The sequence below is a fragment of the Saccharothrix sp. ALI-22-I genome (assembly GCF_001984175.1).
Classification (GTDB): domain Bacteria; phylum Actinomycetota; class Actinomycetes; order Mycobacteriales; family Pseudonocardiaceae; genus Actinosynnema.
In genome coordinates this window covers 320,505-343,668 of sequence record NZ_MTQP01000064.1, presented here as the reverse complement: position 1 = coordinate 343,668, position 23,164 = coordinate 320,505, and the positions used below count along the sequence as shown (strand labels likewise).

General features: G+C 70.9%; 24 protein-coding genes and 1 tRNA gene. 16 read left to right on the top strand and 9 right to left on the bottom strand.

The genetic code is table 11. The features are described from left to right. The first annotated feature begins 88 nt into the window (after window positions 1–88). The 3 genes from ALI22I_RS26615 to ALI22I_RS26605 are packed head-to-tail and all read left to right on the top strand — an operon-like array spanning window position 89 to window position 3,064. Window positions 89–1,312 (top strand): hypothetical protein, encoded by a 1,224-nt coding sequence (locus ALI22I_RS26615; protein ID WP_143532438.1) that lies wholly within the window; start codon window positions 89–91, stop codon window positions 1,310–1,312. 7 nt (window positions 1,313–1,319) lie between these two features. Beyond that, entirely contained in the window at window positions 1,320–2,045 is a 726-nt protein-coding gene (locus ALI22I_RS26610) for a response regulator transcription factor (protein ID WP_238598578.1), read from the top strand. Continuing rightward, complete coding sequence (locus ALI22I_RS26605) at window positions 2,045–3,064, top strand: sensor histidine kinase (RefSeq protein ID WP_077008247.1); 1,020 nt, start codon at window positions 2,045–2,047, stop codon at window positions 3,062–3,064. Before ALI22I_RS26610 ends, ALI22I_RS26605 begins: the two co-directional genes overlap by 1 nt. Here the strand turns inward: ALI22I_RS26605 and ALI22I_RS26600 are convergent. Further along, window positions 3,033–4,052: an NAD-dependent epimerase/dehydratase family protein gene (locus tag ALI22I_RS26600; RefSeq protein ID WP_077008246.1), complete on the bottom strand. Its 1,020-nt coding sequence runs from the start codon at window positions 4,050–4,052 to the stop codon at window positions 3,033–3,035. The two genes, ALI22I_RS26605 and ALI22I_RS26600, sit on opposite strands and share 32 nt — an antisense overlap. Window positions 4,053–4,147: 95 nt before the next feature. On the opposite strand from ALI22I_RS26600, the gene ALI22I_RS26595 reads away from it, so the two are divergent. Then, on the top strand, window positions 4,148–4,648 hold the full coding sequence (locus tag ALI22I_RS26595) for a MogA/MoaB family molybdenum cofactor biosynthesis protein (protein WP_077008245.1): 501 nt from the start codon (window positions 4,148–4,150) through the stop codon (window positions 4,646–4,648). Then, window positions 4,645–4,833 (top strand): hypothetical protein, encoded by a 189-nt coding sequence (locus ALI22I_RS26590; RefSeq protein WP_077008244.1) that lies wholly within the window; start codon window positions 4,645–4,647, stop codon window positions 4,831–4,833. Before ALI22I_RS26595 ends, ALI22I_RS26590 begins: the two co-directional genes overlap by 4 nt. Window positions 4,834–4,852: 19 nt before the next feature. Here the strand turns inward: ALI22I_RS26590 and ALI22I_RS26585 are convergent, their stop codons facing one another. From ALI22I_RS26585 to ALI22I_RS26565, 5 genes are all read right to left on the bottom strand, one after another. Further along, window positions 4,853–5,086 carry a hypothetical protein gene (locus tag ALI22I_RS26585; protein WP_077008243.1) on the bottom strand — a complete coding sequence of 78 codons (234 nt, stop codon included), beginning with the start codon at window positions 5,084–5,086 and terminating at the stop codon, window positions 4,853–4,855. A gap of 126 nt (window positions 5,087–5,212) precedes the next feature. Further along, complete coding sequence (mscL, locus tag ALI22I_RS26580; RefSeq protein WP_077008242.1) at window positions 5,213–5,605, bottom strand: large conductance mechanosensitive channel protein MscL; 393 nt, start codon at window positions 5,603–5,605, stop codon at window positions 5,213–5,215. Window positions 5,606–5,681: 76 nt separating this feature from the next. Then, on the bottom strand, window positions 5,682–6,191 hold the full coding sequence (locus ALI22I_RS26575) for an SAF domain-containing protein (protein ID WP_077008241.1): 510 nt from the start codon (window positions 6,189–6,191) through the stop codon (window positions 5,682–5,684). 88 nt (window positions 6,192–6,279) lie between these two features. Then, on the bottom strand, window positions 6,280–6,582 hold the full coding sequence (locus ALI22I_RS26570) for an FmdB family zinc ribbon protein (RefSeq protein WP_077008240.1): 303 nt from the start codon (window positions 6,580–6,582) through the stop codon (window positions 6,280–6,282). A 104-nt stretch (window positions 6,583–6,686) separates the two neighbouring features. Beyond that, window positions 6,687–7,250 carry a 5-formyltetrahydrofolate cyclo-ligase gene (locus ALI22I_RS26565; protein ID WP_077008239.1) on the bottom strand — a complete coding sequence of 188 codons (564 nt, stop codon included), beginning with the start codon at window positions 7,248–7,250 and terminating at the stop codon, window positions 6,687–6,689. A gap of 38 nt (window positions 7,251–7,288) precedes the next feature. On the opposite strand from ALI22I_RS26565, the gene ALI22I_RS26560 reads away from it, so the two are divergent. The 5 genes from ALI22I_RS26560 (at window position 7,289) to ALI22I_RS26540 (ending at window position 11,107) form a co-directional block, all read left to right on the top strand. Continuing rightward, a complete protein-coding gene (locus ALI22I_RS26560) occupies window positions 7,289–8,170 on the top strand; it encodes a UTP--glucose-1-phosphate uridylyltransferase (protein ID WP_077008238.1) in 882 nt (293 codons plus the stop codon). Window positions 8,171–8,184: 14 nt separating this feature from the next. Next, the gene (glp, locus tag ALI22I_RS26555; RefSeq protein ID WP_077008237.1) at window positions 8,185–9,423 is read left to right on the top strand and encodes a molybdotransferase-like divisome protein Glp; all 1,239 of its coding nucleotides are present in this window, start codon (window positions 8,185–8,187) and stop codon (window positions 9,421–9,423) included. 34 nt (window positions 9,424–9,457) lie between these two features. Beyond that, entirely contained in the window at window positions 9,458–10,114 is a 657-nt protein-coding gene (locus ALI22I_RS26550) for a GNAT family N-acetyltransferase (protein ID WP_077008236.1), read from the top strand. A 158-nt stretch (window positions 10,115–10,272) separates the two neighbouring features. Continuing rightward, on the top strand, window positions 10,273–10,962 hold the full coding sequence (sepX, locus tag ALI22I_RS26545; RefSeq protein ID WP_077008235.1) for a divisome protein SepX/GlpR: 690 nt from the start codon (window positions 10,273–10,275) through the stop codon (window positions 10,960–10,962). 72 nt (window positions 10,963–11,034) lie between these two features. Next, window positions 11,035–11,107 (top strand) — tRNA-Ala (locus tag ALI22I_RS26540). Window positions 11,108–11,702: 595 nt separating this feature from the next. On the opposite strand, the gene ALI22I_RS47945 is transcribed toward ALI22I_RS26540, so the two are convergent. Further along, window positions 11,703–12,416 carry a response regulator gene (locus tag ALI22I_RS47945; protein WP_238598577.1) on the bottom strand — a complete coding sequence of 238 codons (714 nt, stop codon included), beginning with the start codon at window positions 12,414–12,416 and terminating at the stop codon, window positions 11,703–11,705. 135 nt (window positions 12,417–12,551) lie between these two features. Between ALI22I_RS47945 and ALI22I_RS26530 the strand changes: the two genes are divergently transcribed. Next, complete coding sequence (locus ALI22I_RS26530; RefSeq protein WP_077008234.1) at window positions 12,552–15,524, top strand: UvrD-helicase domain-containing protein; 2,973 nt, start codon at window positions 12,552–12,554, stop codon at window positions 15,522–15,524. Between the two features lie 169 nt (window positions 15,525–15,693). Continuing rightward, on the top strand, window positions 15,694–17,643 hold the full coding sequence (locus ALI22I_RS26525) for a serine/threonine-protein kinase (RefSeq protein WP_077008233.1): 1,950 nt from the start codon (window positions 15,694–15,696) through the stop codon (window positions 17,641–17,643). Window positions 17,644–17,698: 55 nt separating this feature from the next. On the opposite strand, the gene ALI22I_RS26520 is transcribed toward ALI22I_RS26525, so the two are convergent. Then, window positions 17,699–18,091 carry a DUF2000 domain-containing protein gene (locus tag ALI22I_RS26520; RefSeq protein WP_202971076.1) on the bottom strand — a complete coding sequence of 131 codons (393 nt, stop codon included), beginning with the start codon at window positions 18,089–18,091 and terminating at the stop codon, window positions 17,699–17,701. A gap of 103 nt (window positions 18,092–18,194) precedes the next feature. Between ALI22I_RS26520 and ALI22I_RS26515 the strand changes: the two genes are divergently transcribed. Next, window positions 18,195–18,653, top strand: a complete 459-nt coding sequence (locus ALI22I_RS26515) for an Lrp/AsnC family transcriptional regulator (RefSeq protein ID WP_077008232.1) — start codon at window positions 18,195–18,197, stop codon at window positions 18,651–18,653. A gap of 9 nt (window positions 18,654–18,662) precedes the next feature. On the opposite strand, the gene ALI22I_RS26510 is transcribed toward ALI22I_RS26515, so the two are convergent. Continuing rightward, window positions 18,663–20,234, bottom strand: a complete 1,572-nt coding sequence (locus ALI22I_RS26510; RefSeq protein WP_077008231.1) for a dolichyl-phosphate-mannose--protein mannosyltransferase — start codon at window positions 20,232–20,234, stop codon at window positions 18,663–18,665. A 24-nt stretch (window positions 20,235–20,258) separates the two neighbouring features. Here ALI22I_RS26510 and rsmI point away from each other — a divergent pair, with 24 nt between their 5' ends. The 3 genes from rsmI to ALI22I_RS26495 are packed head-to-tail and all read left to right on the top strand — an operon-like array spanning window position 20,259 to window position 23,114. Then, window positions 20,259–21,104 carry a 16S rRNA (cytidine(1402)-2'-O)-methyltransferase gene (rsmI, locus tag ALI22I_RS26505; protein WP_077008230.1) on the top strand — a complete coding sequence of 282 codons (846 nt, stop codon included), beginning with the start codon at window positions 20,259–20,261 and terminating at the stop codon, window positions 21,102–21,104. Further along, window positions 21,101–22,321, top strand: coding sequence for an MFS transporter (locus tag ALI22I_RS26500; RefSeq protein ID WP_077008229.1), 1,221 nt, complete (start codon window positions 21,101–21,103; stop codon window positions 22,319–22,321). The genes rsmI and ALI22I_RS26500 overlap by 4 nt, the downstream gene beginning before the upstream one ends. A 28-nt stretch (window positions 22,322–22,349) precedes the next feature. Beyond that, entirely contained in the window at window positions 22,350–23,114 is a 765-nt protein-coding gene (locus tag ALI22I_RS26495; RefSeq protein WP_143532437.1) for a HEAT repeat domain-containing protein, read from the top strand. Window positions 23,115–23,164: the final 50 nt, after the last annotated feature.

Genomic DNA, 23,164 nt, shown 5'->3' with positions numbered 1-23,164 from the left:
ATCCTGACGTGTGCCGAGTTCTTACGGACCGCTGACGAATGGCTCCGCGGGCGGGCGACGCAGGCCCGGCAGGGCTTACGGTGGGCGTGTGCTCCGTGTCCTGGCCGCCGTGGCTCTGGTCGCCTCGGCCGCCGTCGTCGGCGTGGTCCTGGGCGGTGAGCGCACGTTCGCGGGCGCGCCGCCGTTGTTCGCCGGCTGGTTCCCGCACGTCGGCATCGGCACGCCGTTGGCCGTGCTGGTGGCGCTGCTGGTGGCCGTGTGGGGGCCGAGCCTGGCCGGGCGGCTGTCGTGGCGGGCGGCGTTGGGCGCGGGTTACGCGACCGCCGTGGCGTGGATCTTCTCGCTGGCCCTGGTGGACGGCTGGGATCGCGGGTTCGCCGGGCGGCTGACCACGACCGACGAGTACCTGCACGAGGTGCCGGGCGTGACGGACGTGGGCGTGGTGCTGCGGGAGTTCTCGTCGCGCATCCTCGACTTCCAACCCGACTCGTGGACCACGCACGTGTCCGGGCACCCACCGGGCGCGCTGCTGGTGTTCGTGGGGCTGGACCGGATCGGGCTGTCCGGTGGTGGGTGGGCGTCGGCGCTCGTGGTGCTGACCGGCGCGTTGACGGCGGTCGCGGTGCCGGTGACGGTGCGGGCGCTGGTGTCCGAGGAGCACGCGCGGGCCGTGCTGCCGTTCGTGGCGCTGTTCCCCGGCGCGGTGTGGATCGGGGTGTCGGCGGACGGGCTGTTCGCGGGCGTGACGGCGTGCGGGATCGCCTTGCTGGCGACCCGTCGTGCGCTGGCGGGTGGCGTGGTGCTCGGATTCGGCGTGTTCCTGTCCTACGGGCTGGTGCTGATCGGGGTGCTGGCGCTGGCCGTGCTGTGCTCTGACCACCTGGGGCGGGATTGGCGGCGGATCGGCGTCGCCGTGCTGGGCGCCGTGGGGGTGGTGGCGGTGTTCGCGGCGCTCGGGTTCTGGTGGCTGGACGGCTACCACCTGGTGGTTGAGCGGTACTACCAGGGCATCGCGTCGTCCCGCTCCTACGGCTACTGGGTGTGGGCGAACCTGGCCGCCGCCGTCCTCGCGTGCGGGTTCGCGCCTTTCGCCGCACGGTGGCGTGGCCCTGCGCTCACACTGGCCGCAGCGGCGGCGGTGGCCATCCTGGTGGCCGACGTGTCCGGGTTGAGCAAAGCCGAGGTGGAGCGGATCTGGCTGCCGTTCACCGTGTGGCTGGTGGTGCTCGTGCCGGAGCGGCGACGACCATGGCTGGCGGCACAAGCGGTGACCGCACTCGCGGTCAACCACCTCCTGCTGACGAACTGGTGAGGGTGTTGTGGCTGTCGATGATCAGGCGGGCGTGACCGGGCGGGTCCTCGTCGTGGACGACGACGTGACCGTGCGCGATGTGGTGCGCCGGTACCTGGAGCTGGCCGGGCACGAGGTCGAGCTGGTCGGTGACGGCGAGAGCGCGTTGCGCCGGTTCGCCGAGCGCGAGCCGGACGTGGTGGTGCTGGACCTGATGCTGCCCGGCGTGGACGGGCTGGAGGTGTGCCGTCGGCTGCGGGTGCGCAGCGCGGTGCCGGTGGTGATGCTGACCGCGTTGGGCGAGGAGGAGGACCGGATCGCCGGGCTCCAACTCGGCGCGGACGACTACGTGACCAAGCCGTTCAGCCCGCGTGAGCTGGCGTTGCGGGTGTCGTCGGTGCTGCGCCGGTCGCGGGTGGCGGCGTCACGGTCGGCGTCCGTGCCAGAGGACGACGGGCTGCGGGACGGCGGGCTGCGGGTGGACGTGGGCGCGCGGTCGGCGTGGCTGGACGGGCGCGAGCTGTCGCTGACCACGCGGGAGTTCGACCTGCTGGTGTTCTTCCTGACCCACCGCGGCACCGCGTTCGGCCGGGCCGAGCTGCTGTCGCGGGTGTGGGGCTGGGAGTTCGGCGACCAGTCCACCGTGACCGTCCACGTGCGACGGTTGCGGGAGAAGGTGGAGGTCGATTCGGCCCGCCCGGTGCGGATCGCGACCGTGTGGGGTGTCGGCTACCGATATGACGGTGGTGCGTGATGCTGATCGAGATTTCCCACATCCTGCCGTACGCGGTGCTGTTCTCGCTGCCGTTGGCGCTGCTCGGGGCGGTGGTGCTGCGGCGGTTGTCGCGGGGGTCGCTGACCACGGCGTTGACCGTGCTGGCGATCGTGCCGGTGGTGGCGACCATCGGCGGGGTGCTGGCGGTGAGCGGGTTCATGTTCACCCCGATCCTCACCACGACCGTGCTGGTGTGCCTGCTGGTGGCGTTGGTGACGGTGCCGACGGCGGTGCTGCTGGGCCGGGCGCTGGCGCGGCGCAGTGTGTGGGAGAGCGAGGCGCGGGAACGGGAACGGGCCGCCGAGGCGTCGCGGCGTGAGCTGGTGGCGTGGATCAGCCACGACCTGCGCACGCCGTTGGCCGGTATCCGGGCGATGGCCGAGGCGCTGGCGGACGGCGTGGTGGCGCGGCGGGACGAGGTGGCCCAGTACGCGGGGCGGATCTCCACCGAGGCGGAGGCGCTGTCCGGGATGGTGGACGACCTGTTCGAGCTGTCCCGGATCACGGCGGGCGCGCTGCGGCTGACGTTGTCCGAGGTGCCGTTGGCGGACGTGGTGAGCGAGGTCGTGGCGGCGGAGAGCCCGGTCGCCTCGCGCAAGGGCGTGCGGCTGAAGGCGGACGCGGTGACGTGGCCGGTGGTGCTGGGCAGCGATCCCGAGCTGGCGCGGGTGGTGCGCAACCTGCTGTCCAACGCGATCCGGCACACGCCACCGGACGGGACGGTGGCCGTGCAGGTGGGCGTGGAGGGGTCGTCGGCGCTGCTGCGCGTGGACGACGGGTGCGGCGGCATCCCGGAAGCCGACCTGCCCCGGGTGTTCGACGTGGCGTTCCGCGGCACGCCGCACCGGCAGCCGGTCGGTGGCGGATTGGGGCTGGCGATCGCGCGCGGCTTGGTGGAGGCGCACCAGGGCACGATCGACGCGCACAACCACGGGCGCGGCTGCCGGTTCGAGGTGCGGCTGCCGCTCAGCGCAGCGGATCCGTTGCGAACTGCTTGACCCCTGCCGCGAACGACGTCGCGGCGCGGAAGCCGAGGAGTGCCTGTGCCTTGGCGGGGTCGGCGACGACGTGCCGGACGTCCGCCGGTCGCGCGCCGCCGACGATCCGCGGCTGGGGGCCGCCGCAGGCCTCCGCGAGGTGGGCGGCCAGGTCGCCGACGGTGTGCGGCTCGCCGGAGCAGATGTTGAGCGCGGTGAGCGTGCCGGGGGCGCCCGGCCGGTGGACGGCCAGGACGTTGGCCCGCGCGACGTCGGTGACGTGCACGAAGTCGCGGCGCTGCCGGCCGTCTTCGAGGACGGTGGGTGCTTCGCCGCGTTCCAGCGCTGAACGGAAGAGGCTCGCCACGCCCGCGTACGGGGTGTCCTTGGGCATCCTCGGGCCGTACACGTTGTGGTACCTCAGCGCCCACACGTCGCCGCCCGTCTGGCGGGCCCACGCCGCCGCGTAGTGCTCCTGGGCGAGCTTGCTGGCCGCGTAGGTGCTCCGGGGGTCCAGCGGGGCGTCTTCGGGGACCAGGCGCGGTTCCAGGGGGCTGCCGCAGTGCGGGCAGGGCGGTTCGTAGCGGCCCGCGTCGAGGTCTGCCTGGCGGCGGGGCGCGGCCCGGACGACGCCGTGCTCGGCGCACTCGTAGCGGCCCTCCCCGTACACGACCATTGAGGAGGCCATGACCAGGTGTTTCACGCCCTTCTCGTGCATCGCGGCGAGCAGCACGGCGGTGCCGAGGTCGTTGTTGCGGGCGTAGAGCGGCGCGTCGGACGGGTCGAGACCGTGTCCGACGACCGCCGCCTGGTGGCAGACCACGTCCACGCCGTCGAGGAGGACCTTGACCGTGTCGAGGTCGGTGACGTCGTGGGCTCCGTCGGGGCGGGTCCGGTGGGCTTGGGGGAGGTAGGCGTCGAGCACGACCACGTCGTGCTCGGCATGGCTCAGTCGGTCGGCGATGTGTGAGCCGATGAACCCGGCCCCGCCGGTGAGGAGAACGCGCACGTCACCGAAGTTAGGGGTAGTTCGGCGGGATCGCCCGGCGCGACAGCGTGACGTCACGGAACCGTCAGATCCACCGATTGGCTACGGTGACGCGCATGGAACGCAGCGCGCAGCGCCTGGGACGCGCCCTTGTCGTGATCGTGGATGACCGGCTGGCGCACGGTGAGCACGACGACAGCACGGGACCGCTGGTCACAGAGTTGCTGGAGGAAGCAGGGTTCATCGTCGACGGCACGGTCGCGGTGGAGGGTGAGGTCGTGGGCATCCGCGCCGCACTGAACACCGCGGTGATCGGTGGTGTCGACCTCGTGGTGACCGTCGGCGGTACGGGCGTGTCGCCGCGCGACGTGACGCCGGATGCCACACAGGGCGTGCTCGACCGGCCGATCAGCGGCATCGCCGAGGCGCTCCGGGCCTCGGGGCTGGCCGCGGGCGCGGTCGACGCGGGTATCTCGCGGGGGCTGGTCGGCGTGTCCGGCAGCACCCTCGTGGTGAACCTGGCCGGGTCGCGGTCGGCGGTGCGTGACGGCATGGCGACGCTGTCGGCGCTGGTCCCGTACGTGATCGAGCAGTTGTCGGGACTCGATGAGTCGTGACTGACCCGGTCGACGACGCCGACGCCCCCACCCCAGCCGCCGCTGCGGAGGAGGCGGCCCGGCGTCGTCGGCTGGCCGAGGTGTTCGGCGACGTGCTGCCGGAGGGCTCGTCCGACGAGCCCCACCCGTCCGGGCGCGACGACCGGTGGTACGAGGAGAACCGGCCGCCGCACCACGGCGGTTAGTTGGTTTCGTGGTCGGCGGTCAGTCGACCATCAGCCGCCAGCGGGAGGCCACGCCGTTGGAGTAGACGTCGGCGGTGCAGCCCTGCACGATCCTCCAGCCGGCGCGGGCGTAGTTGAGCTGGGCCACCCGGCACCGGTCGTGGTCGTAGAAGTACAGGACCCTCATCTCGGCGTAGGCGGCGGGCGCGGCGGCGAGCGTGAGCCCGGCCGCGACGGCCAGTGCCGCTGCCGCGCTGCGCAGGGTGAATGACATGGAGGACCTCCGGGTCCGTCGGCGGGTGACCGGGCGATGCTAGGCAGGCCCGGTCACCGCCCGTGTCGGTCGAACGACCCCTTTGCGCGGCTGGTTACGCCAGTTCCGAAGGTCGGTTCTTCGACGTCACAGCCGGCGCTGGGAGGCGAGCAGGTCGCGGATCTCCTTCAGCAGCTCGACGTCGGTCGGCTCGGAGGGGCCGGGCTCCTCGCCCCGCTTGCGGCGCTCTTTCAACTTGTTCATCGGCAGCACGAAGATGAAGTAGACGATCGCCGCCACGATCGCGAAGTTGATGAACGCGGTGATGATCGCGCCGAAGTCCATGACGGTCTTCTCGTTGTTGCCGAGCTGCACGGCCAGACCGTTGACGTTGTTGCCGCCGAACACCGCGATGATCGGGTTGATCAGGTGCGTGGTGAACGCGGTGACGATGGCGGTGAACGCCGCGCCGATGACCACGGCCACGGCCAGGTCGATCACGTTGCCGCGCATCAGGAAGTCCTTGAAGCCTTTGATCACGTCGGCTCCTCCGTTCGGGGGTATTGGGGGCCGGCGGAGCGTAACGGCTCAGGCCTGCGCCGGTGAGCGAGTGGGGTCAGTGGAGGGTGACGGCGACGGGGTTGGCCAGGGACTCGGCGGCGATCCGGTGGGCCGCCGCACGGTCCGCGGAGATCACCACCACCTCGCCCTCCCGCACCGCGACCACCGAGGCGTCCGCCGCCAGCACGTGCGAATCCGCGCCGACGACGTCCACCCGGCTCCCCGGCCGCAGTAACCCGACCACCCCGGCGTCGGCCAATCGCACGGCCACCGACGACACGCCAGGGTCGATCGGCGCCAAGCGGGCATCGGTCAGTGGTTCGCCCGCCCGCGCCGCACCCACCAAACCGCGGCCTAACGCGTCGGCCTGCGACACCGTCCCCGAAGGCGACAGGGAGGGCGGCACGGCGACCACCCGCACGTCGTCCGCGGTCAGCGGCACGCCCGGTGCGAGGTCGTGCGCGGCCACGAGCACGTCGACCGTCGGGCTGTCCGGCAGCACGGCCACACCGACGGCGACCAGGGCCAGCAGGCCCGCCAAGATCCTTCTGAGGTGGAGGAGCATGATCTCGACGCTAGGGACCGGGCCCGCCCGGGGACAGCACAAACCCCCGAGCTGTGGACAACTCGGGGGCCTGTGGACAACTACCGACTCAGGACGCGGCGGCGGCCGGAGCGGAGGACGAAGACGAGGAAGACGACTCGCTCTTCGTGGAAGAAGACTCGCTCTTCTTGGCCGGAGCCGAAGAAGACGAGGAAGACTCGCTCTTGGCGGCCGAGGACCGGCTGTCGGTCCGGTAGAAGCCGCTGCCCTTGAACACGACCCCGACCGCGCCGTAGAGCTTGCGCAGCTTGCCGGAGCACTCCGGGCACTCGGTGAGCGCGGAGTCCGAGAAGGACTGCACCGCGTCGAACCGGTGTTCGCACTCGGTGCAGGCGTACTGGTAAGTCGGCACGGTGGGCCCTCCACAGAGTCCTGAAGTTGGCACTCCGCCGTCACGAGTGCCAACCACGATGATGCGTCACCCGGCATGGATGGCGCAAACATCACAGGTCAACGTCACAACGGCAGTCGAACCAAGCCCAATCCGGGCGTCAACACCGCATCCATCCGGACATCGTGCGGTTCGGCGGGCAACGACGGCACGAACTCCTCGTCCCGCACAAGGGCCACCAGCGGACCTGTGGACAACGGCAACGCCCGGTCGTAGTAGCCCCCGCCCTTGCCCAGCCGCACCCCCGAATGATCCACCGCCAACGCCGGTACCAGCACCAACGCCGCCGACCCGACCGCCTCCGCACCCAGCAGCGGCCCCACCGGCTCCCCCAACCCGAACGCGCCCGGACGCAACTCCCCCTCGTACACCGCCCAGTCCAACGCCTCCCCGACCACGACCGGCAGCAGCACCCGCAGCCCGTGCGACCGCAGCGCCTCCAGCATCTCCACCGACCCCGGCTCCGACACCGAAGCGACATACGCACACACAGTCTCACCAGCAGAAACGCCGAAAGCAGCAACGGCGAGCAGCACTTCGGCCGCCATCCCCGGCACGTCACCGCTACGCCGCGCGGCCCGCAGCCGTGTGCGCAGAGTTGTCTTCCGATCACGTTCACCGGACGTCATGGCTGGTCACCCTAAGCGCGCCGTTACGCTCGCAGCTCATGAGCGCCTTCCAGACAGCAATCGTGCCGGCGGCAGGCCTGGGCACGCGCTTCCTCCCGGCCACCAAAGCGGTGCCCAAGGAACTGCTCCCCGTCGTAGACACCCCCGGTATCGAACTCGTCGCGACCGAAGCCGCCGAAGCGGGCGCGACCAGGCTCATCATCGTGACCTCCCCCGGCAAGGACGCGGTGGCGGAGTACTTCCGCCCGCAGCCGGAGTTGGAGGCGACGCTGGAAGCGCGCGGCAAGACCGACCTGGTCGCCAAGGTGCGCCGCGCCTCGAACCTGCTCACCGTGGAGACCGCGATCCAGGACAAGGCCCTGGGCCTGGGCCACGCGGTCGGCTGCGCCGAGGGCAACCTGACCGGCGCGGACGACGCCGTCGCCGTCCTCCTGCCCGACGACCTGGTGCTGCCCACCGGCGTGCTCAAGACGATGGCCGCGGTCCGCGAGAAGCACGGCGGCAGCGTGCTGTGCGCGTTCGACATCCCCAGGGACCAGATCTCCGCCTACGGCGTCTTCGACGTCAGGGACACCGGTGACGACGACGTCAAGCGGGTCGTCGGCATGGTCGAGAAGCCGAGGCCCGAGGACGCGCCGTCCACGTTCGCCGCGGCCGGCCGCTACCTCCTCGACCGGGCGATCTTCGACGCGCTCAAGCGCATCACGCCGGGCGCGGGCGGCGAGCTCCAGCTCACCGACGCCATCGCGCTGCTGATCAACGAGGGGCACCCGGTGCACGTCGTCGTCCACCGCGGCGGGCGACACGACCTGGGCAATCCGGGAGGATTCCTCAAAGCTGCGGTTGACTTCGCACTCGAGCACCCCGACTACGGGCCCGAGCTGGGGGAGTGGTTGCGGGAACGCCTCGGCAACTCCTGAACGAGGGTCAACTTATGAGGTCAGTGGACGAGCAGCTCGCCAGGGTGGTCGCCGCCGCCGTGCGGCCCGCCCCCGTGCGGGTGGCGATCTCCGAGTCGCAGGGTCTGCTCTGCGCCGAGGAGGTCGTCGCCGAGCGCGCGTTGCCCGGTTTCGACCAGGCCGCGGTCGACGGCTACGCGGTGCGCAGCGTCGACGTGCAGGCCGCCAACGAGGAACCGGTGACGCTCCCCGTGGTCGGTGAGATCCCCGCGGGATCACGCCAGCCCAGACGGTTGCAGCCGGGCCAGGCGGTCCGGGTCGCGACCGGCGCGCCGCTGCCCACCCTGGCCGACGCCGTGGTGCCCCTGGCCTACACCGATCGGGGCGACACCGACGCGCACCCGGCGAAGGTGACCGTGCAGCGCTCGGTGCCGTCCGCCGCGTACGTGCGGCGCACCGGCGAGGACGTGCAGACCGGTGACGTCGCGGTGCGCCGCGGCGCGTCCATCGGCGCCGCCCAGGTCGGCCTGCTCGCCGCCGTCGGCCGGAACAAGGTGCTGGTCCACCCCCGGCCGCGGGTGTCGGTGATCTCGATCGGCGAGGAGCTGGTCGACATAGACCGCACCCCCGGCCAGGGGCAGGTCTACGACGTCAACTCCTACGCGCTGGCCGCCGCCGCACGCGACGCGGGCGCCGAGGTCAGCCGGGTCGGCATCCTGACCTCCGACCCACGCCGGCTGCGCGAGGTCGTCGAAGGCCGGCTGCTGCTGTCCGAGATCGTGGTCGTCGCGGGTGGCGTCGGGGGCGTCATCGGTGACGAGGTGCGGGCGGCACTGGCCGATCTCGGCGACGTCGACGTGACCCGGGTGGCCATGCACCCCGGCTCGGTGCAGGGCTTCGGCCGGCTCGGGCCGGACGCGGTGCCGACGTTCCTGCTGCCCGCGAACCCGATGAGCGCGCTCGTCGTTTTCGAAGTGCTGGTGCGTCCGCTGATCCGGGCCGCGCTGGGCAAGCGCAACCCGTACCGGCGGGCGGTCAGCGCGCGGCTGCTGTCGCCGCTGACCTCGACCAAGGGTCGGCGCGGCTTCCTGCGCGGCCAGTTGCTGCGCGACGCGGACAACGGCGAGTACCTGGTGCAGCCGCTGGGTACGTCCGGGTCGCACCTGCTGGCGTCGTTGGCCGAGGCGAACTGCCTGATCATGGTCGACGAGGACGTGACGGACGTGTCGGTCGGCGAAGAGGTCCTGGTCAGCTTCCTCGCCCAAAGAGGATGAAAACCCAAGAAGGATTGAAACTCGGTGGGGACGGATGAGTCTCGCGTGGGAAGGCGGTCGACACCCCGGCTGGCCCGCGCGGCTGGGACCGCTGCGGGTGGCGGCCGGTCTGGTGGCGCTGCGCCCGCCGAAGCTGTTCGACGCGTCCGCGTGGTCGCGGGTCAGGCTGCGTGATCAGGCGTACCTGGAGGACTGGGAACCCACCGCGGTCGAGGGCTGGCACGAGCGCAACGCCGCGCTGTCCTGGCCGCCGCAGTGGTCGTCGCTGAAATCCCTGGCCCGGCGCGGCCAGGCGCTGCCGTTCGTGATCACCGTGGACGGCGCGCTGGCCGGGCAGATCACCGTCGGCAACATCGTGCGCGGCTCGCTGCGGTCGGCGTGGGTCGGCTACTGGGTGGCGGCCGACCGGGCGCGCGGCGGCGTGGCCACGGCGGCGCTGGCGCTCGTCGTGGACCACTGCTTCGGCGAGGGCGGCCTGCACCGGCTGGAGGCGACCGTCCGGCCGGAGAACCAGGCCAGCCTGCGGGTGCTCGCCAAGGCCGGTTTCCGGGAGGAAGGGCTGTTCCAGCGGTACCTCGACGTGGCGGGTGACTGGCGGGACCACCTGTGTTTCGCGATGACCGCCGAAGAGACGTCACCGGAGGGATTGGTGCGCCGATTGGTCGCACAGGGATACGCCCGAACAGCCTGATCCGAGGGCCGTGTGGCTTATTCGGATCACCCGAAAGTGGGTGATAGACCACACTTTGGTACGTACGCCGGTCGGCGTGCCTCCGAGACAGGTGTGACTGTTGTGACTAGCGTGGCGTGTGCACCGAGCGCGCCGCGGGGTAGGGGGAGGTGACGGGGATGCCGAGCTCGCTGATCGTCGTGGGACTGGTCGTAGCCTGGTTGGTCGTCCTCGTGCCGTTGGTCGCGCGCAAGCGCGCCGACGCGTCGCGCGGCAGCATGGAGGAGGAGTACGACGCCATGCCCGAGGCCGACGCGGAGTTCGAGGACTACGACGACTACGACGAGCCGGACGACGACTACGTCCACCGGCCGTTCCGCCCCGGCCGCGGCGGCTACGACCCGGAGACCGCGGCGATCGTGGCCCAGGCGAAGTACGCCTTCCGCCGCCGCGTCGTCGGGACCCTGCTGCTGACGGCCCTCGTCACCGGCGTCGTCGCGGGCGTGTTCTACCCGCTGGCCTGGTGGGGCCACGCGGCCGTGGACGTGACGCTCGTCTCCTACCTCGTGTACCTGCGCCGCCAGGTGCGGATCGAGGAGGACATCCGCGCCCGCCGCCTGGCCCGCCAGACCCGACGCCGCCCCGGGCGGCAGACGACCGAGGCGCAACCGCACGCCGTCGGCACGCCGTCCGCACCCTCGCACGACACCGAGACGACCCGTGACCAGGCCGGCTTGGCCCCGCAACCGAGGTTCCAGCACCACATCCGCCCCGGCACCGTCGTGGTCGAGGCCGACGACGAGGACCCGGTGTTCGTGGAGCTGGACGGCCCCGAGGCCCTCCCGTACCGACGCGCGGCAGGCGAGTAGAGGGGGGTGGCAAAACCACCCCCCGGCTACTGATATGCTTGCTCCCGCACGAACGGAACGACAACAGAACACGGGGCTGTAGCGCAGTTGGTAGCGCGACTCGTTCGCATCGAGTAGGTCAGGGGTTCGATTCCCCTCAGCTCCACGGTTCTCGGGGCGAGTTGTATCTGCGGAAAGCGCAGGTCGGCTCGCCCCTTCGTGTTTTCCGGGGGTGCAACCCCAGACCCCGCCCGGTGGGCTTTGCCCCCGGACCCCCATTCGTAGGTGGTCGGGTTGGTGGTGATCACCCGTGCGGGTGTTTGGTGCGCCGAATGGCCCGGAGAATGCCGCTTGTTCGTCCTGCGCGAGGACTTGCTGTGCGCAGAATTGCGGTTGTCGGGTTTTGTGTTCCGATGTGTGTTGTGGTTCGGGTGACCTGCCCGGCAGTTCGTGCCGGCTAAAATTCGATTGCCGTTCGGCGACACGTGGGCACCTTACGTCTCGGTAACTGGAAATTGTGTCGCCCGCCCGGCAAGGTTTCACTCTATCGAGTGAAACCCGGCGTGGTTGACGTGCGGGGATCGGCACTGGCGTCGGTCCGCGCGGTTTGGCCGCATGTCTACCCCGAGTGGAATTCGAATAGTTTTTCACGTTTGGCCGCGGGCGGGTTTCCCGTCCCAGTGGAATTCAGTCGAGAGGTCCGTGGGGATGGCCGGTTTGTGGCGCAGTTCGGCGACGGTGAAGACGTCGTGACACCTTCATCACTCGCACTGGACCGCAGCGTGCTGCGGTTGGACATCGTGGGTTCCAGCGCCGGCGGGCGGGATCGGCAGGTTTGTCTGGACCGTGCGCTGCGGGCCGTCGTGGACCGGGCGACCGAGCACTCGGCCTACCCGGCCGCCGAGTCGTCCTACCTCCGGGTGGACGGTGACAGCGCGACGCTCCTCATCGGAGCCGTGGTGCCGAAGGCCTGGCTGTTGGCGGACTTCGTGCTGCGTGAGGTGGTCATCGCGCTGGAGGAGGAAGCCCGCCGGCAAGCGCAGTACCAGCGCGAACGCGAGTTGGACGATGAGATCGAACGGCTCGCGGCCCAGTTCCGCGGCGAGGGGAGGGTGGCCGAACCCGCCGCGTGAGAAGAGCGGTGCCCGGTGGTTCGAGGGGTCCACCGGGTACCGCCCTTTCGCATCCACGACGTCCACCCGCTCGCCGGTGGGCGTGACCGTGAACGGGTCGTCCGCGCCGACGGCCAGGCCGAGCAGCAGGTCGTCCTCGCTGGTGCGGGCGGTGAGCATGATGACCGGGACGCCGTTCTCGGCCCGCAGCACGCGGCAGACGTCCAGGCCGTCCACCACCGGCAGCACCAGGTCCAGCACCAGCAGGTCCGGCGACCGGCGCCGGGCCATCTCGATGGCGGTGCGGCCGTCGTGCGCTATCGCGGTGACGTGGCCGTCGCGTTCGAGGTAGCGCCGCAGCACGTCCGCCTGCTCGGGTCGTCTTCGGCGATGAGGATCCGGGCGGGCATGGCGGCAGTGTGGCGCGCGGTCCTGTGGATCGCGTGTGAAGACGCCCGTGCGCCGGGGGGTTGTCGGTCGATCACTACGATCGGGCCGGTGCGCTTTGTGGCGGATCTCCACATCCACTCCAAGTACTCGCGGGCGTGTAGCCGTGACTGCGATCTCGAACACCTGACCTGGTGGGCCCGGCGCAAGGGGATTTCGCTGGTGGGCACCGGCGACTTCACCCACCCCGCCTGGTACGACCACCTGAGCGAGAACCTGGTCGAGGCCTCGCCCGGCCTGTTCCGGCTGCGCGAGGACCTGGACCGCGATATCGACCGCAGGCTGCCGCCGTCGCTGGCCACGGCGCCGGTGCGGTTCATGTTGTCGGTGGAGATCTCGACGATCTACAAGCGCGGTGACCGCACGCGCAAGGTGCACCACCTCATCTACATGCCGGACCTGTCGTCGGCGGCGCGGTTCAACGCCCGGCTGGCCAAGATCGGGAACCTGGGGTCCGACGGGCGGCCGATCCTCGGGTTGGACTCGCGCGACCTGCTGGAGATCACGCTGGAGTGCGGCGGCTACCTGGTGCCCGCGCACGTGTGGACGCCGTGGTTCGCGGTGCTCGGGTCGAAGTCCGGGTTCGACGCGATCGAGGACTGCTACGTCGACCTGGCGTCGCACATCTTCGCGGTGGAGACCGGGTTGTCCTCGGACCCCGACATGAACTGGCGGGTCTCCGGGCTGGACAAGTACCGGCTGGTCAGCAACTCGGACGCGCACTCGCCGCCGGTGCTGGGGCGCGAGGCGACGGTGTTCGACACCGAGTTGGACTACTACTCGGTGCGGGCGGCGTTGGAGACCGGGGACGGGTTCGCCGGGTCGTTGGAGTTCTTCCCCGAGGAGGGGAAGTACCACGTCGACGGGCACCGCAAGTGCGGTGTGCGGATGGAGCCCGAGGAGACGTTGGCGCACAACGGGATCTGCCCCGAGTGCGGCAAACCGTTGACGGTCGGGGTGCTCAGCCGGGTGGAGGAGTTGGCCGACCGGCCGTCCGGGTCGCGGCCCGAGGGTGCGGCCGGGTTCACCAGCCTGGTGCCGTTGCCGGAGATCGTGAGCGAGATCGTGGGCACCGGGCCGAAGAGCAAGAAGGTGCTGGCGGAGATCGACAAGCTGACGGCCGCGTTGGGGCCGGAGCTGGTGATCCTCCAGGACGTCCCGGTGGACGACATCGCCGTGCACTCGACGTTGCTGGCCGAGGCGGTGACCCGGTTGCGGCGCGGTGAGGTGGTGCGCGACTCGGGGTACGACGGCGAGTACGGCGTGATCACGGTGTTCGAGCCGGGGGAGTTGGAGCGGCGGCGTGCGGCGTTCTCGCTCTTCGACTACGCCGCGCCGGTTACGCCCGCGGTGGAGCGTCCGCGCCCGGCCCCGGTGCCCGCCGCCGTTCCGGTCGCTGCTGTTCCGAAGGCGGTCGGGTCCTCGCTGCTGGACGGTCTGGACCCGGAGCAGCGGGCGGCGGCCGAGGTGGACGGCGGGCCGTTGCTGATCATCGCCGGGCCGGGGACGGGGAAGACGCGGACGTTGACGCACCGGATCGCGGACCTGGTGACGTCACGAGGTGTGCCGGCCGCCGAGTGCCTGGCGATCACGTTCACCCGGCGTGCGGCGGAGGAGATGGCCGAACGCCTGGCCGCCCTCGCGCCCGCGCACGCGTCGGCGGTGACCGTTGCGACGTTCCACGCGCTCGGTGTGCTGATCCTGCGTGAGCACTACGCGTCGGTGGGGTTGTCGGCGTCGTTCGGTGTCGCGGACCCGGATCGGCAGTTGGCGGTGGCGCTGTCCGTCGTCGCGGACGAGAAGGAGGCGCGGGGGCTCATCGCGGCCGGTGACGACCGGTACAAGAAGGCGTTGCGGGCGCAGGACCTGGTGGACTTCGACGACCTGATCTCGCTGCCGCTGTCCCTGCTGGAGGACTCGCCCGCCCTGGTCACCGCCTACCGTTCGCGGTGGCGGTGGGTGTCGGTGGACGAGTACCAGGACGTCGACGAGCAGCAGTACCGGTTGCTGCGGCTGCTCGCCCCGCCGGACGGCAACCTGACCGCGATCGGCGACCCGGACCAGGCGATCTACCGGTTCCGCGGTGCCGACGTCGGGTTCTTCCTGCGGTTCCAGGAGGACTTCCCCGCCGCCCGGACCGTGCACCTGACCAGGAACTACCGGTCGTCGACGCCGGTCGTGACGGGTGCTTTGGAGGTGATCGCGCCGTCGTCGCTCGTCCCCGGCCGCGAACTGCGCCCGATGGTGGACCACGGGTCCGCGCCCATCGGTGTGCACCACGCGTCGTCGGAGTCCGCCGAGGCGGCGTTCGTGGCGCGGACGATCGAGCAGGTGCTGGGCGGGGCGTCGTTCCACGCGTTCGACAGCGGCCGGGTGGTGTCCGACGGCACGCAGAACCTGGGCTTCTCCGACTTCGCCGTGCTGTACCGGACCGACCGGCAGTCGCGGGCGCTGGTCGAGGCCCTGACCCAGTCCGGCCTGCCGTTCCAGAAGCGCTCGCACGACCGCCTGGCAGACCGCCCCGGCGTCGCGCGGATCGCCAACGACCTGAAATTCGCCACCGGCAACACCGTCCTGGACCGCGTGCGTGCCGTGGCGGGCGACGACCACACCGCCTACGAACTGCTCAAACCCCTGGCCGTCGCCTGCGACACGGATTTCGAGCGCTTCCACACCACCCTCGCGTTGGGGGTGGAGGTCGACACGTGGGACCCGAGAGCGGACAGCATTTCCCTGCTCACCCTCCACGCGTCGAAGGGCTTGGAATTCCCGGTCGTGTTCATCGTCGGGTGCGAGGACGGTCTGCTGCCGATGCGCTGGCCGGGCACGGATGACCAGGAGGCCGTGGACGAGGAACGCCGCCTGCTGTTCGTGGGAATGACCAGGGCGCAGCGACACCTGTTCCTCAGCCATTCGGCAGGACGCCCCAAGTCACCTTTCCTGGGGGCGCTCAAGGCATTCGACCAATTGGGCGACGCGCAGCCTCGCCGCAAACGCAAAGGCACCCAACTGAGCCTTCTCTGAAATCGTCGGACTCGGAGCCTGCCGCGCCTGACGCGTCGGTCGTCAATGCCTTTTCGACCCGCGCTCCGATCTGCAACGACCCGCTACGAGTGCACGACGGTGTAACGGCACTGCCTGACTGCGCTGCCGATGTGGCTCGCACCCGTACTCTGAGAGACGACGAGAAGGGGTGGTGCGGGTCGTGGAGCTGGCCGAGTCGCTGCTGGCATGGCTGCACGGCTGGGCGGGGGTGCCCGTCTGCCCCGGTGACTGGGCTTGGACCGCCACCGCGTTCGGCGCGCTGATCGGCGTGCTGCCGACGGTCGCCGCACTCCTGGCGATCACCGTCCGCCGCGTCGTCGGCAACTCCTACGGCCCGTTCACCGGCGCGATCTTCGCGGTGCTCGGCGTGGTGAGCACGCTGGTGCTGCCGTGGGTGGCGTTCTCGGCGACGTTCAAGCTGTTGCGCGGCCGGGCCCTGCCGGGCATGGAGTCGCTGAGCGAGACGCCGTGCGTGGCGTTCACCCAGGGCGAGTACCTGTTGGCGCCGCCGTTCATCGATTCGATCACCGGCCGGGAGGGCGTGACGTACCTGATCGCGGCCTGCGTGACGGCGGTCCTGGCGCTGCTGTGCCTGCTGTTCGTGATGCTCCAGGCGGGCTCGGCGTTCCGGCTGGGCCCGAACTGGCCGCGCCGGGTGTTCTGGCCGCCGTTCCTGGTCCTGCTGCTGTCCACGTCCCAGCTGCCGGTCACGCTGGTCGGTCACCTGCTGCTCGGGTTTTTCCCGATCGCGCTGCTGGGCTCCCTCGTTGTGCGGGTTTTCGGGTTGACTACCGCCATGCTGAACCGCCCCGGTCGCGATCGCGGGAACCCGAGCCCGCAACCTGCGGTGTCGAGAACGCCACCGCCGCCCCAGCAGCCGCAAAAGCCGCAAAAGCCGCAGGCCCAGCAGCCGCAGGGGCCGTCCCAGAACCAGCCGTCCCAGAAGCCGCCGCCGTACCAGGTGGAGAAGCCGCCGCCCTACCAGCCCGCCCAGATCCCGCCGTACCAGCCGGTGCCGCCCTACCGGCCGACCCCGCCGCCGCGGCACTACCCGCCGACGCGGATCGCCGAGGTGCCCGTCGAGCCGCCGAAGCCGACCCGGGTGGAACAGTCGAAGCCGATCCGCGCGGACCAGCCGGCGCCGCTGGCCGACACCCCCGGTCCGCTCCCGTTCGGCCCCGGCAGCAGCGCGAACAGCGCGCCGTCGTCGCCCGTGTCGGACTCCGGCAAGGTGTGGAACCCGGCGGGTGGCCGGTTCCGGCGCATCCGGCAGCTGGGACGCGGCGGGTTCGGCACCGTGTGGCTGGCCGTGGACGAGCAGCTGGCCCGCACGGTCGCGGTGAAGCTCGCGCACGCGCCGGACAACGACACCGAGCAGCGCATGGTGCGTGAAGCGCGCGCTCTGGCCGCCGTGCGGCACCCGAACTGCGTGCGCGTGTTCGACATCGTGCAGGACCCCGACGGCCTGGCGATCATCATGGAGTACATCGACGGCCAGCCGCTGTCCGACGTCGTGCTCAAGAGCGGTCTGCTCGCCGACACGCTCGCCGCCCGCCTGTGGGTGAACATGGCGGACGCGCTGGCCGCCGCGCACGACCAGGGCGTGCTGCACCGGGACGTGAAGCCGTCCAACGTCATCGTGGACACCCAGGGCACCGCGCACCTGATCGACTTCGGCATCGCCCGGTCGAAGGGCGACAGCACCCTCACCGCCACCGGGATGATGGTCGGCACGCCCGACTTCCTGGCCCCGGAGACCGCCCGGGGTGAGGCCGCCAGCCCCGCGTCGGACGCCTGGCAGTTGGCCGCGACGGTCAGCTACGCGCTCACCGGCCACCCGCCGCGCGGGTCGCGGGAGAACCCGATCTCGTCGCTGATGGCCGCCGCCCAGGGCGAGCCGTGCGTGAAGCTGCCCCAGCGCAGCGCGCACCACCGGCTGCTCACCAACGCCCTCGACGCCGACCCGGCCCGCCGGCCGTCGCTGGCGGCCATCCGGTCCGAGCTGAGCACCTGGCTGTCGCAGGCCGGGCTGAGCAAGGAAGGCCCGGTCACGAAGATGATCGACCGACCGGAACCGCCGACTCGACCCGTGCGCTGACCAAGGCCGTTGTGACGGCGGCCGATCCCGCCGCCGTTACCGCGATCGGAACGCCTCACGCCATCAACGGGAGCTTGCGGGTCAGCTTGGTGACCTCGGCGCGGGGACCGTAGAGGGCGACCGCGACGAACTCCGGGTCCTCGGTCTCGGCGAGGGCTTCGAGGTACTCGGCGTAGGCGCGGGACCGCCGGGCGACCTCGGTGAAACCGATCTTCAGCACACCCTCGGCCCGGTGCAGGGTCTTGAGGTGGTCGCCGGACGCGGTCAGCACCGGTACCGGGTGGTTGTTGAGGCCCTGGTGAACGCTGCCGTCGGCGTCCTTGCCGTCGTCGCCGAGCAGTTCGGGGAGGCGGGCACCGAGGCTCAGGCCGAGGACGACGGCGGCGTTGGCGGCGAGGTTCGGCGGCAGGTCGTCGCGCAGGATCAGGGCGAGTTTGGTGGGCAGCACGTCTGGTCCGTTCGTTCGGTGGATTGAGATCAAACCTATCCACCTGAACGCCCACGTCCAGCCGTCCCGAACGTAATTCGGCAGCGTGTGACAAGATCCGCCCGTGGACGAACTTGATTCGGCGATCATCCGGAATCTGCAACTGGATGCGCGGCTGACCAACCGCGAACTGGCCAGACGTCTGGGCGTCGCACCCTCGACCTGCCTCGAACGCGTCCGCGCACTACGTGAACGCGGCGTGATCAAGGGCTACCACGCCGACGTGGACCTGGGCGCCCTCAACCGCCGCGTGCAAGCCTTCGTAGCCGCCCGCCTGCGCCCCACCAGCCGCGCCGTGATCGACAACTTCAAATCCGCCATCGGCGTTCTGCCCGAGGTGACCGCGATGTACGTGGTCACCGGCGACGACGACTTCCTCATCCACCTGGCCGTGCAGGACCTGGAACACCTGCACGCATTCCTGATCGACCGCCTGAGCCAACGCCGAGAAGTAATCAGCTTCCGCAGCTCGGTGATCTACGAAAGCATCCACAACCCCGTGCTCACCGAACTGCCGCGCTGACCTCCCGGATCAATTCCAGGACGGGAGCCATTTCTGGGCGTCCCACATCTCCGGGGTGATCGGTATGCCGTTGAGGATGGGCCACAGCCACACGAAGTTGGCCACCACCAGGCCGACGTACAGCGCCACGGCGAGCAGGCCGGTGCCGCGGCGTTCCTTGCCGTCCGTGCGCCGCCCGAGGACCTCGCCCAACGCCAGCGCGATGCCCAACACCAGGAACGGCGCCATCGGCGTGACGTAGAAGAAGTACATCTGCCGGTCGACGTTGAGGAACCACGGCAGGAAGCCCGCGCCGTACCCGACCAGCACCGCCGCGTACCGCCAGTCCAGCCTGGCGATCGACTGCCACATCGCCCACGCCAGCATCGGGAACGCCAGCCACCACATCGCGGGCGTCCCGATCAGCATGATCGCGCCCACGCAGCTCGGCCCGCCGCAGCCCTGGACGGCGCCCTCGAAGTAGTAGAGCATCGGCCGCAGCCCCATCGGCCACGTCCACGGCTTGGACTCCCACGGGTGCCGGTTGGTCTCCGACGTCACCAGCTTGGTGTGGAAGTCCAGCACGTTGCTGCTGTAGTACCAGAGCGCCCGCAGCGGCTCCGGGATCCAGCCGTCCTCGGGGATCTTCACCCCCGCGACGTGCCGGTCGATGGCCGTCTCCGACGCGAACCACGCCCACCACGTCGCCAGGTACGCCAGCATCGGGATGACCAGCAGCGCGAACAGCGACGGCAGCAGGTCCTTCGCGATCGAACCCAGCCACGGCCGCTCCACCCCGGCGGCACGGCGCGCGGTGGCGCTCCAGACCACCGACAGCACGCCGAAGAACGCGATGAACCACAGCCCGGACCACTTCACGCCGCACGCCAACCCCAGGGCGATGCCCCCGGCGAACCGCCACCAGCGGAAACCCAGCCACGGGCCGAACGGCGAGTTGTTCACCCAGCCCTCGCGCACCGCGACGGCCAGCCGTGACCGCACCTGGTCCCGGTCCACCACCAGGCAGGCGAACGCCACCACCACGAAGAACGCCAGGAAGATGTCCAGCATCCCCATCCGCGACTGCACGTGGCTCACGCCGTCCGCGATCAGCAGCACACCGGCGATCGCGCCGATCAGGTCCGACCGCGTCATCCGCCGGGCGATCCGCACGACCAGCAGGATCATCAACGTCCCGGCGACCGCCGACGCGAACCGCCAGCCCACGCCGTCGTAGCCGAACAGCCACTCGCCGAGCGCGATGAGCTGCTTGCCCAGCGGCGGGTGGACGATCAGCTCGTAGCCGGGGTTGTCCTCGTACCCGCCGTTGCGCAGCACCTGCGCGCCCTGCGGCACGTAGTGCTTCTCGTCGAAGATCGGCGTGCCCTTGTCGGTCGGGAACCCGAGGTTCCAGAACCGCACCACGCCGCCGATCAGCGCCACGGTCAACGTGACGAGCCAGCCCCTCAGGGCGGTGCTCATCGGGCCGGGTTCGAGCTGGCGGGCCCGCTCCTCGCGGTCGTTGCCCGGTGGCGGGCTGGCCGGCGGGACCTCGCCGGCCTCGACCACGTCGTCTGCGGACTGCGGTGCGATCAGGCTCACGGGCCCGATCGTAGGGTGAGAGGCGTGAGACCTGTATCTGGATCAGGCCGTTTGGTGCTGGCGGCTACTCCGCTCGGCGACGTCCGGGACGCTTCACCGCGCCTGGTCGAGGCATTGGGCACGGCGGAGGTGATCGCGGCGGAGGACACGAGAAGACTTCGGTCCCTCGCGTCGGCCCTCGACGTGACCCTGTCCGGACGGGTCGTCAGCTTCTACGACCAGGTCGAGACGGCCCGGCTGCCCAAGCTGCTCGAAGCCCTCCACGACGGTCAGACCGTGGTGCTGGTGACGGACGCCGGCATGCCCAGCGTGTCCGACCCCGGCTACCGCCTGGTGGCCGCGTGCGTGGCGGAGGACATCCAGGTCACGTGCCTGCCCGGACCGTCCGCCGTGACGACCGCGCTGGCCGTCTCGGGCCTGCCTTCGGACCGCTTCTGCTTCGACGGCTTCCCGCCGCGCAAGCAGGGGGAGCGGCAGAAGTGGTTCGCGGCGTTGGCCCAGGAGCCACGGACGTGTGTTTTCTTCGAATCGCCCCATCGGCTGGCGGACACCCTCGCCGACGCCGCTCTGGTGTTGGGCAACGACCGCCGCGCCGCCGTGTGCCGTGAGTTGACCAAGACGTACGAGGAAGTCAAGCGGGGTGGCCTCGGTGAACTGGCCGAGTGGGCCGCCGAGGGCGTCCGGGGCGAGATCACCGTGGTGCTGGCCCCCGCCGACGCGCGCGAGACACCGCCGATGGAGACCCTGGTCGCCGAGGTGAAGCAACGGGTGGCCGACGGCGAGCGGACGAAGACGGCGGCGGCCGAGGTCGCCGAGGCGGCGGGCGTGAGCAAGAAGGCCCTCTACGACGCCGTGATCAGCGGAAGTTGAGCCGCTCTTACGGCTTCGGCGTTCTCCTCGCCGCGACGGCGTGCTCGGACGCGGCGGGCGGCATCTTCGCGACCGCGGCGGTGCTCGTCGCGGCCACCACGTCGGCGGACCCGGGCGCGGTGTCGGCGGTCGGCGTGGCGGCCGGTCTGCCGTGGCTGCTCGCGGGCGTGCCGGTGGGGGTGCTGGCGGACGCGTTCGACCGGCGTCGCCTGATGGTGGCCGCCAACACCTGCCGGGCCGTCGCGATGGCGGGCCTCGCGGCGGTGACGGCAACCGGTGCGCCCACGTTGGCGGTGCTGTTGGCGGCGGTGTTCGTCGTCGGCTTGTTGCAGGTCGTGGTCGACACCTGCGCCGAAGCGTCGGTGCCCGCGCTGGTGGCCGCCCCCGACCGGACCCGCGCGAACGGCGCCCTGACCGTGGCCACGCGGATCACCAACCAGTTCGCCGGACCGGTGTTCGCCGGCACTCTGCTCGCCCTGGGCGCGTCCGTGCCGTCACTCGTCGCCGGCGCCGTGTGCGGGGCGGCCGCCCTCGCGGTGCTCATCGGCCACGCCCAACCGACACCCCAACCGACACCGCGACCGACACCCATTCGTGCTCGCGTGACAGCGGGAATGGGCGACATCCTCCGCGACCCCGTCCTGCGCGGACTCGCCCTGGTGAGCGGCGCCACGACGTTCGCCAACGCCGCCTTCCTGACCGCCCTGGTGCTGTACGCGGTACCACCCGGCCCGCTCAACCTGACCACCACCCAATACGGCGTCGTCGTAGGTGCGATCGGGCTGGGTGCAACGGTCGGTTCGCTGCTCACCGCACGGCTGGAAGCCCTGGTCGGACGCCAGCACGTGCTGTGGCTGTCGCGAGTCGGCTGGGCGGCGGTCTTCCTGGCCCCGCTGACGGGCGAGTACACGCCGCTCTTGGCGGTGGCCGCGCTGGGGAGCGTCCTGGGCGGCATGTGGGCGGTCATGGCCCTGTCCGTCCGGCAGACCGTCGTCCCCCGATCCCGCCTCGGCCGGGTGAGCGGCGCCTACCGGACCGCGACCCACGGCGCCACCCCGCTCGGCGCGGCGGCCGGCGGCGGGGCGGTGGCACTCTGGGGACCACCGACCGTCTTCACCGCCGCCGGCATCGCCATGACCCTGTTGATCATCCCGCTGCGGATGACCATGACCGAGCGCGACCTCGTCGACGCGGAACGCCGCCGGCACGGAAATTAGTCCCGACTGCCAATCCAAGGGGAAGTCGTTGTCAACCGATGCCGCACTTGCCGCCGTCCTGGACGTGGACTCGCCGGATCGGCGTGCCCATATCCGGTCTCTGATCGACAGCACGGAGGAAGGGCTGGACGACAAGATCCTGACCCTGATCACAGGCCAACGGCCCCTGGTCGCGTCGGTGCTGTGCCGCATCCTGGCGGAGCGCGACCCGGATCGGGATCCCTCGTACGCGCTCGACCTCTTCGCTCGATCCAGTGGAAAACCGGGGATGGTCGACGCGTGGATGCGCCGGCAGGCCTACCGCAGCCCTCTGGGGCTGGGTTACGGGATTCCGAGGCTTCGGCGCGCGTCTCCGATCGAGCACTACCGGCGGGACCTGTCGAGTTGGATGGTGATCCGCCGGTTCAACGCGGTGCTGTCCCTCAGCGACACGGCGGATCCCGCCGCGGTGCCGCTCGTGGTGAAGGCGCTGCGGGACAGGAAGTGGTGGATCCGCGCGGACGCCGCCATCGCTATTCGACGGCTCGCCCGGGACGGCGCCGTGGCCCCCGAGGCGGCGGACTCGGTGGCCGACGCGCTGGTCGCATGCCTGAGGAGCCTCAGACCGAAGTTGGTGGAGCACGCGGCTGCCGCGTTATCCATCCCCATCTTCCGTGACCGGTTGGCGCATGAACGGCGGTCGTCCCGGCTGAAGCCGAGGACGGCGGCGATCGTCGACGCGGCGCTGGAAGGCAAGGTGCCCCCGTTGCACCCCATCTGGGAGGGCGACATCGAATCGGTCGACGGGGAATAGCCCGACGCTGACCTGCCCATCCCGGCAAAACCCGCTGGGAGGACGTCCGT

What these genes read in the sequence shown, in the direction of transcription:
- ALI22I_RS26595 (WP_077008245.1), top strand. Translation starts at nt 4,148, where the DNA reads ATGGAACGCAGCGCGCAGCGCCTGGGACGCGCCCTTGTCGTGATCGTG.
- ALI22I_RS26605 (WP_077008247.1), top strand. Translation starts at nt 2,045, where the DNA reads ATGCTGATCGAGATTTCCCACATCCTGCCGTACGCGGTGCTGTTCTCG.
- ALI22I_RS26550 (WP_077008236.1), top strand. Translation starts at nt 9,458, where the DNA reads ATGAGTCTCGCGTGGGAAGGCGGTCGACACCCCGGCTGGCCCGCGCGG.
- ALI22I_RS26585 (WP_077008243.1), bottom strand. Translation starts at nt 5,086, where the DNA reads ATGTCATTCACCCTGCGCAGCGCGGCAGCGGCACTGGCCGTCGCGGCC.
- ALI22I_RS26560 (WP_077008238.1), top strand. Translation starts at nt 7,289, where the DNA reads ATGAGCGCCTTCCAGACAGCAATCGTGCCGGCGGCAGGCCTGGGCACG.
- sepX (WP_077008235.1), top strand. Translation starts at nt 10,273, where the DNA reads ATGCCGAGCTCGCTGATCGTCGTGGGACTGGTCGTAGCCTGGTTGGTC.
- glp (WP_077008237.1), top strand. Translation starts at nt 8,185, where the DNA reads ATGAGGTCAGTGGACGAGCAGCTCGCCAGGGTGGTCGCCGCCGCCGTG.
- ALI22I_RS26575 (WP_077008241.1), bottom strand. Translation starts at nt 6,191, where the DNA reads ATGCTCCTCCACCTCAGAAGGATCTTGGCGGGCCTGCTGGCCCTGGTC.
- ALI22I_RS26565 (WP_077008239.1), bottom strand. Translation starts at nt 7,250, where the DNA reads ATGACGTCCGGTGAACGTGATCGGAAGACAACTCTGCGCACACGGCTG.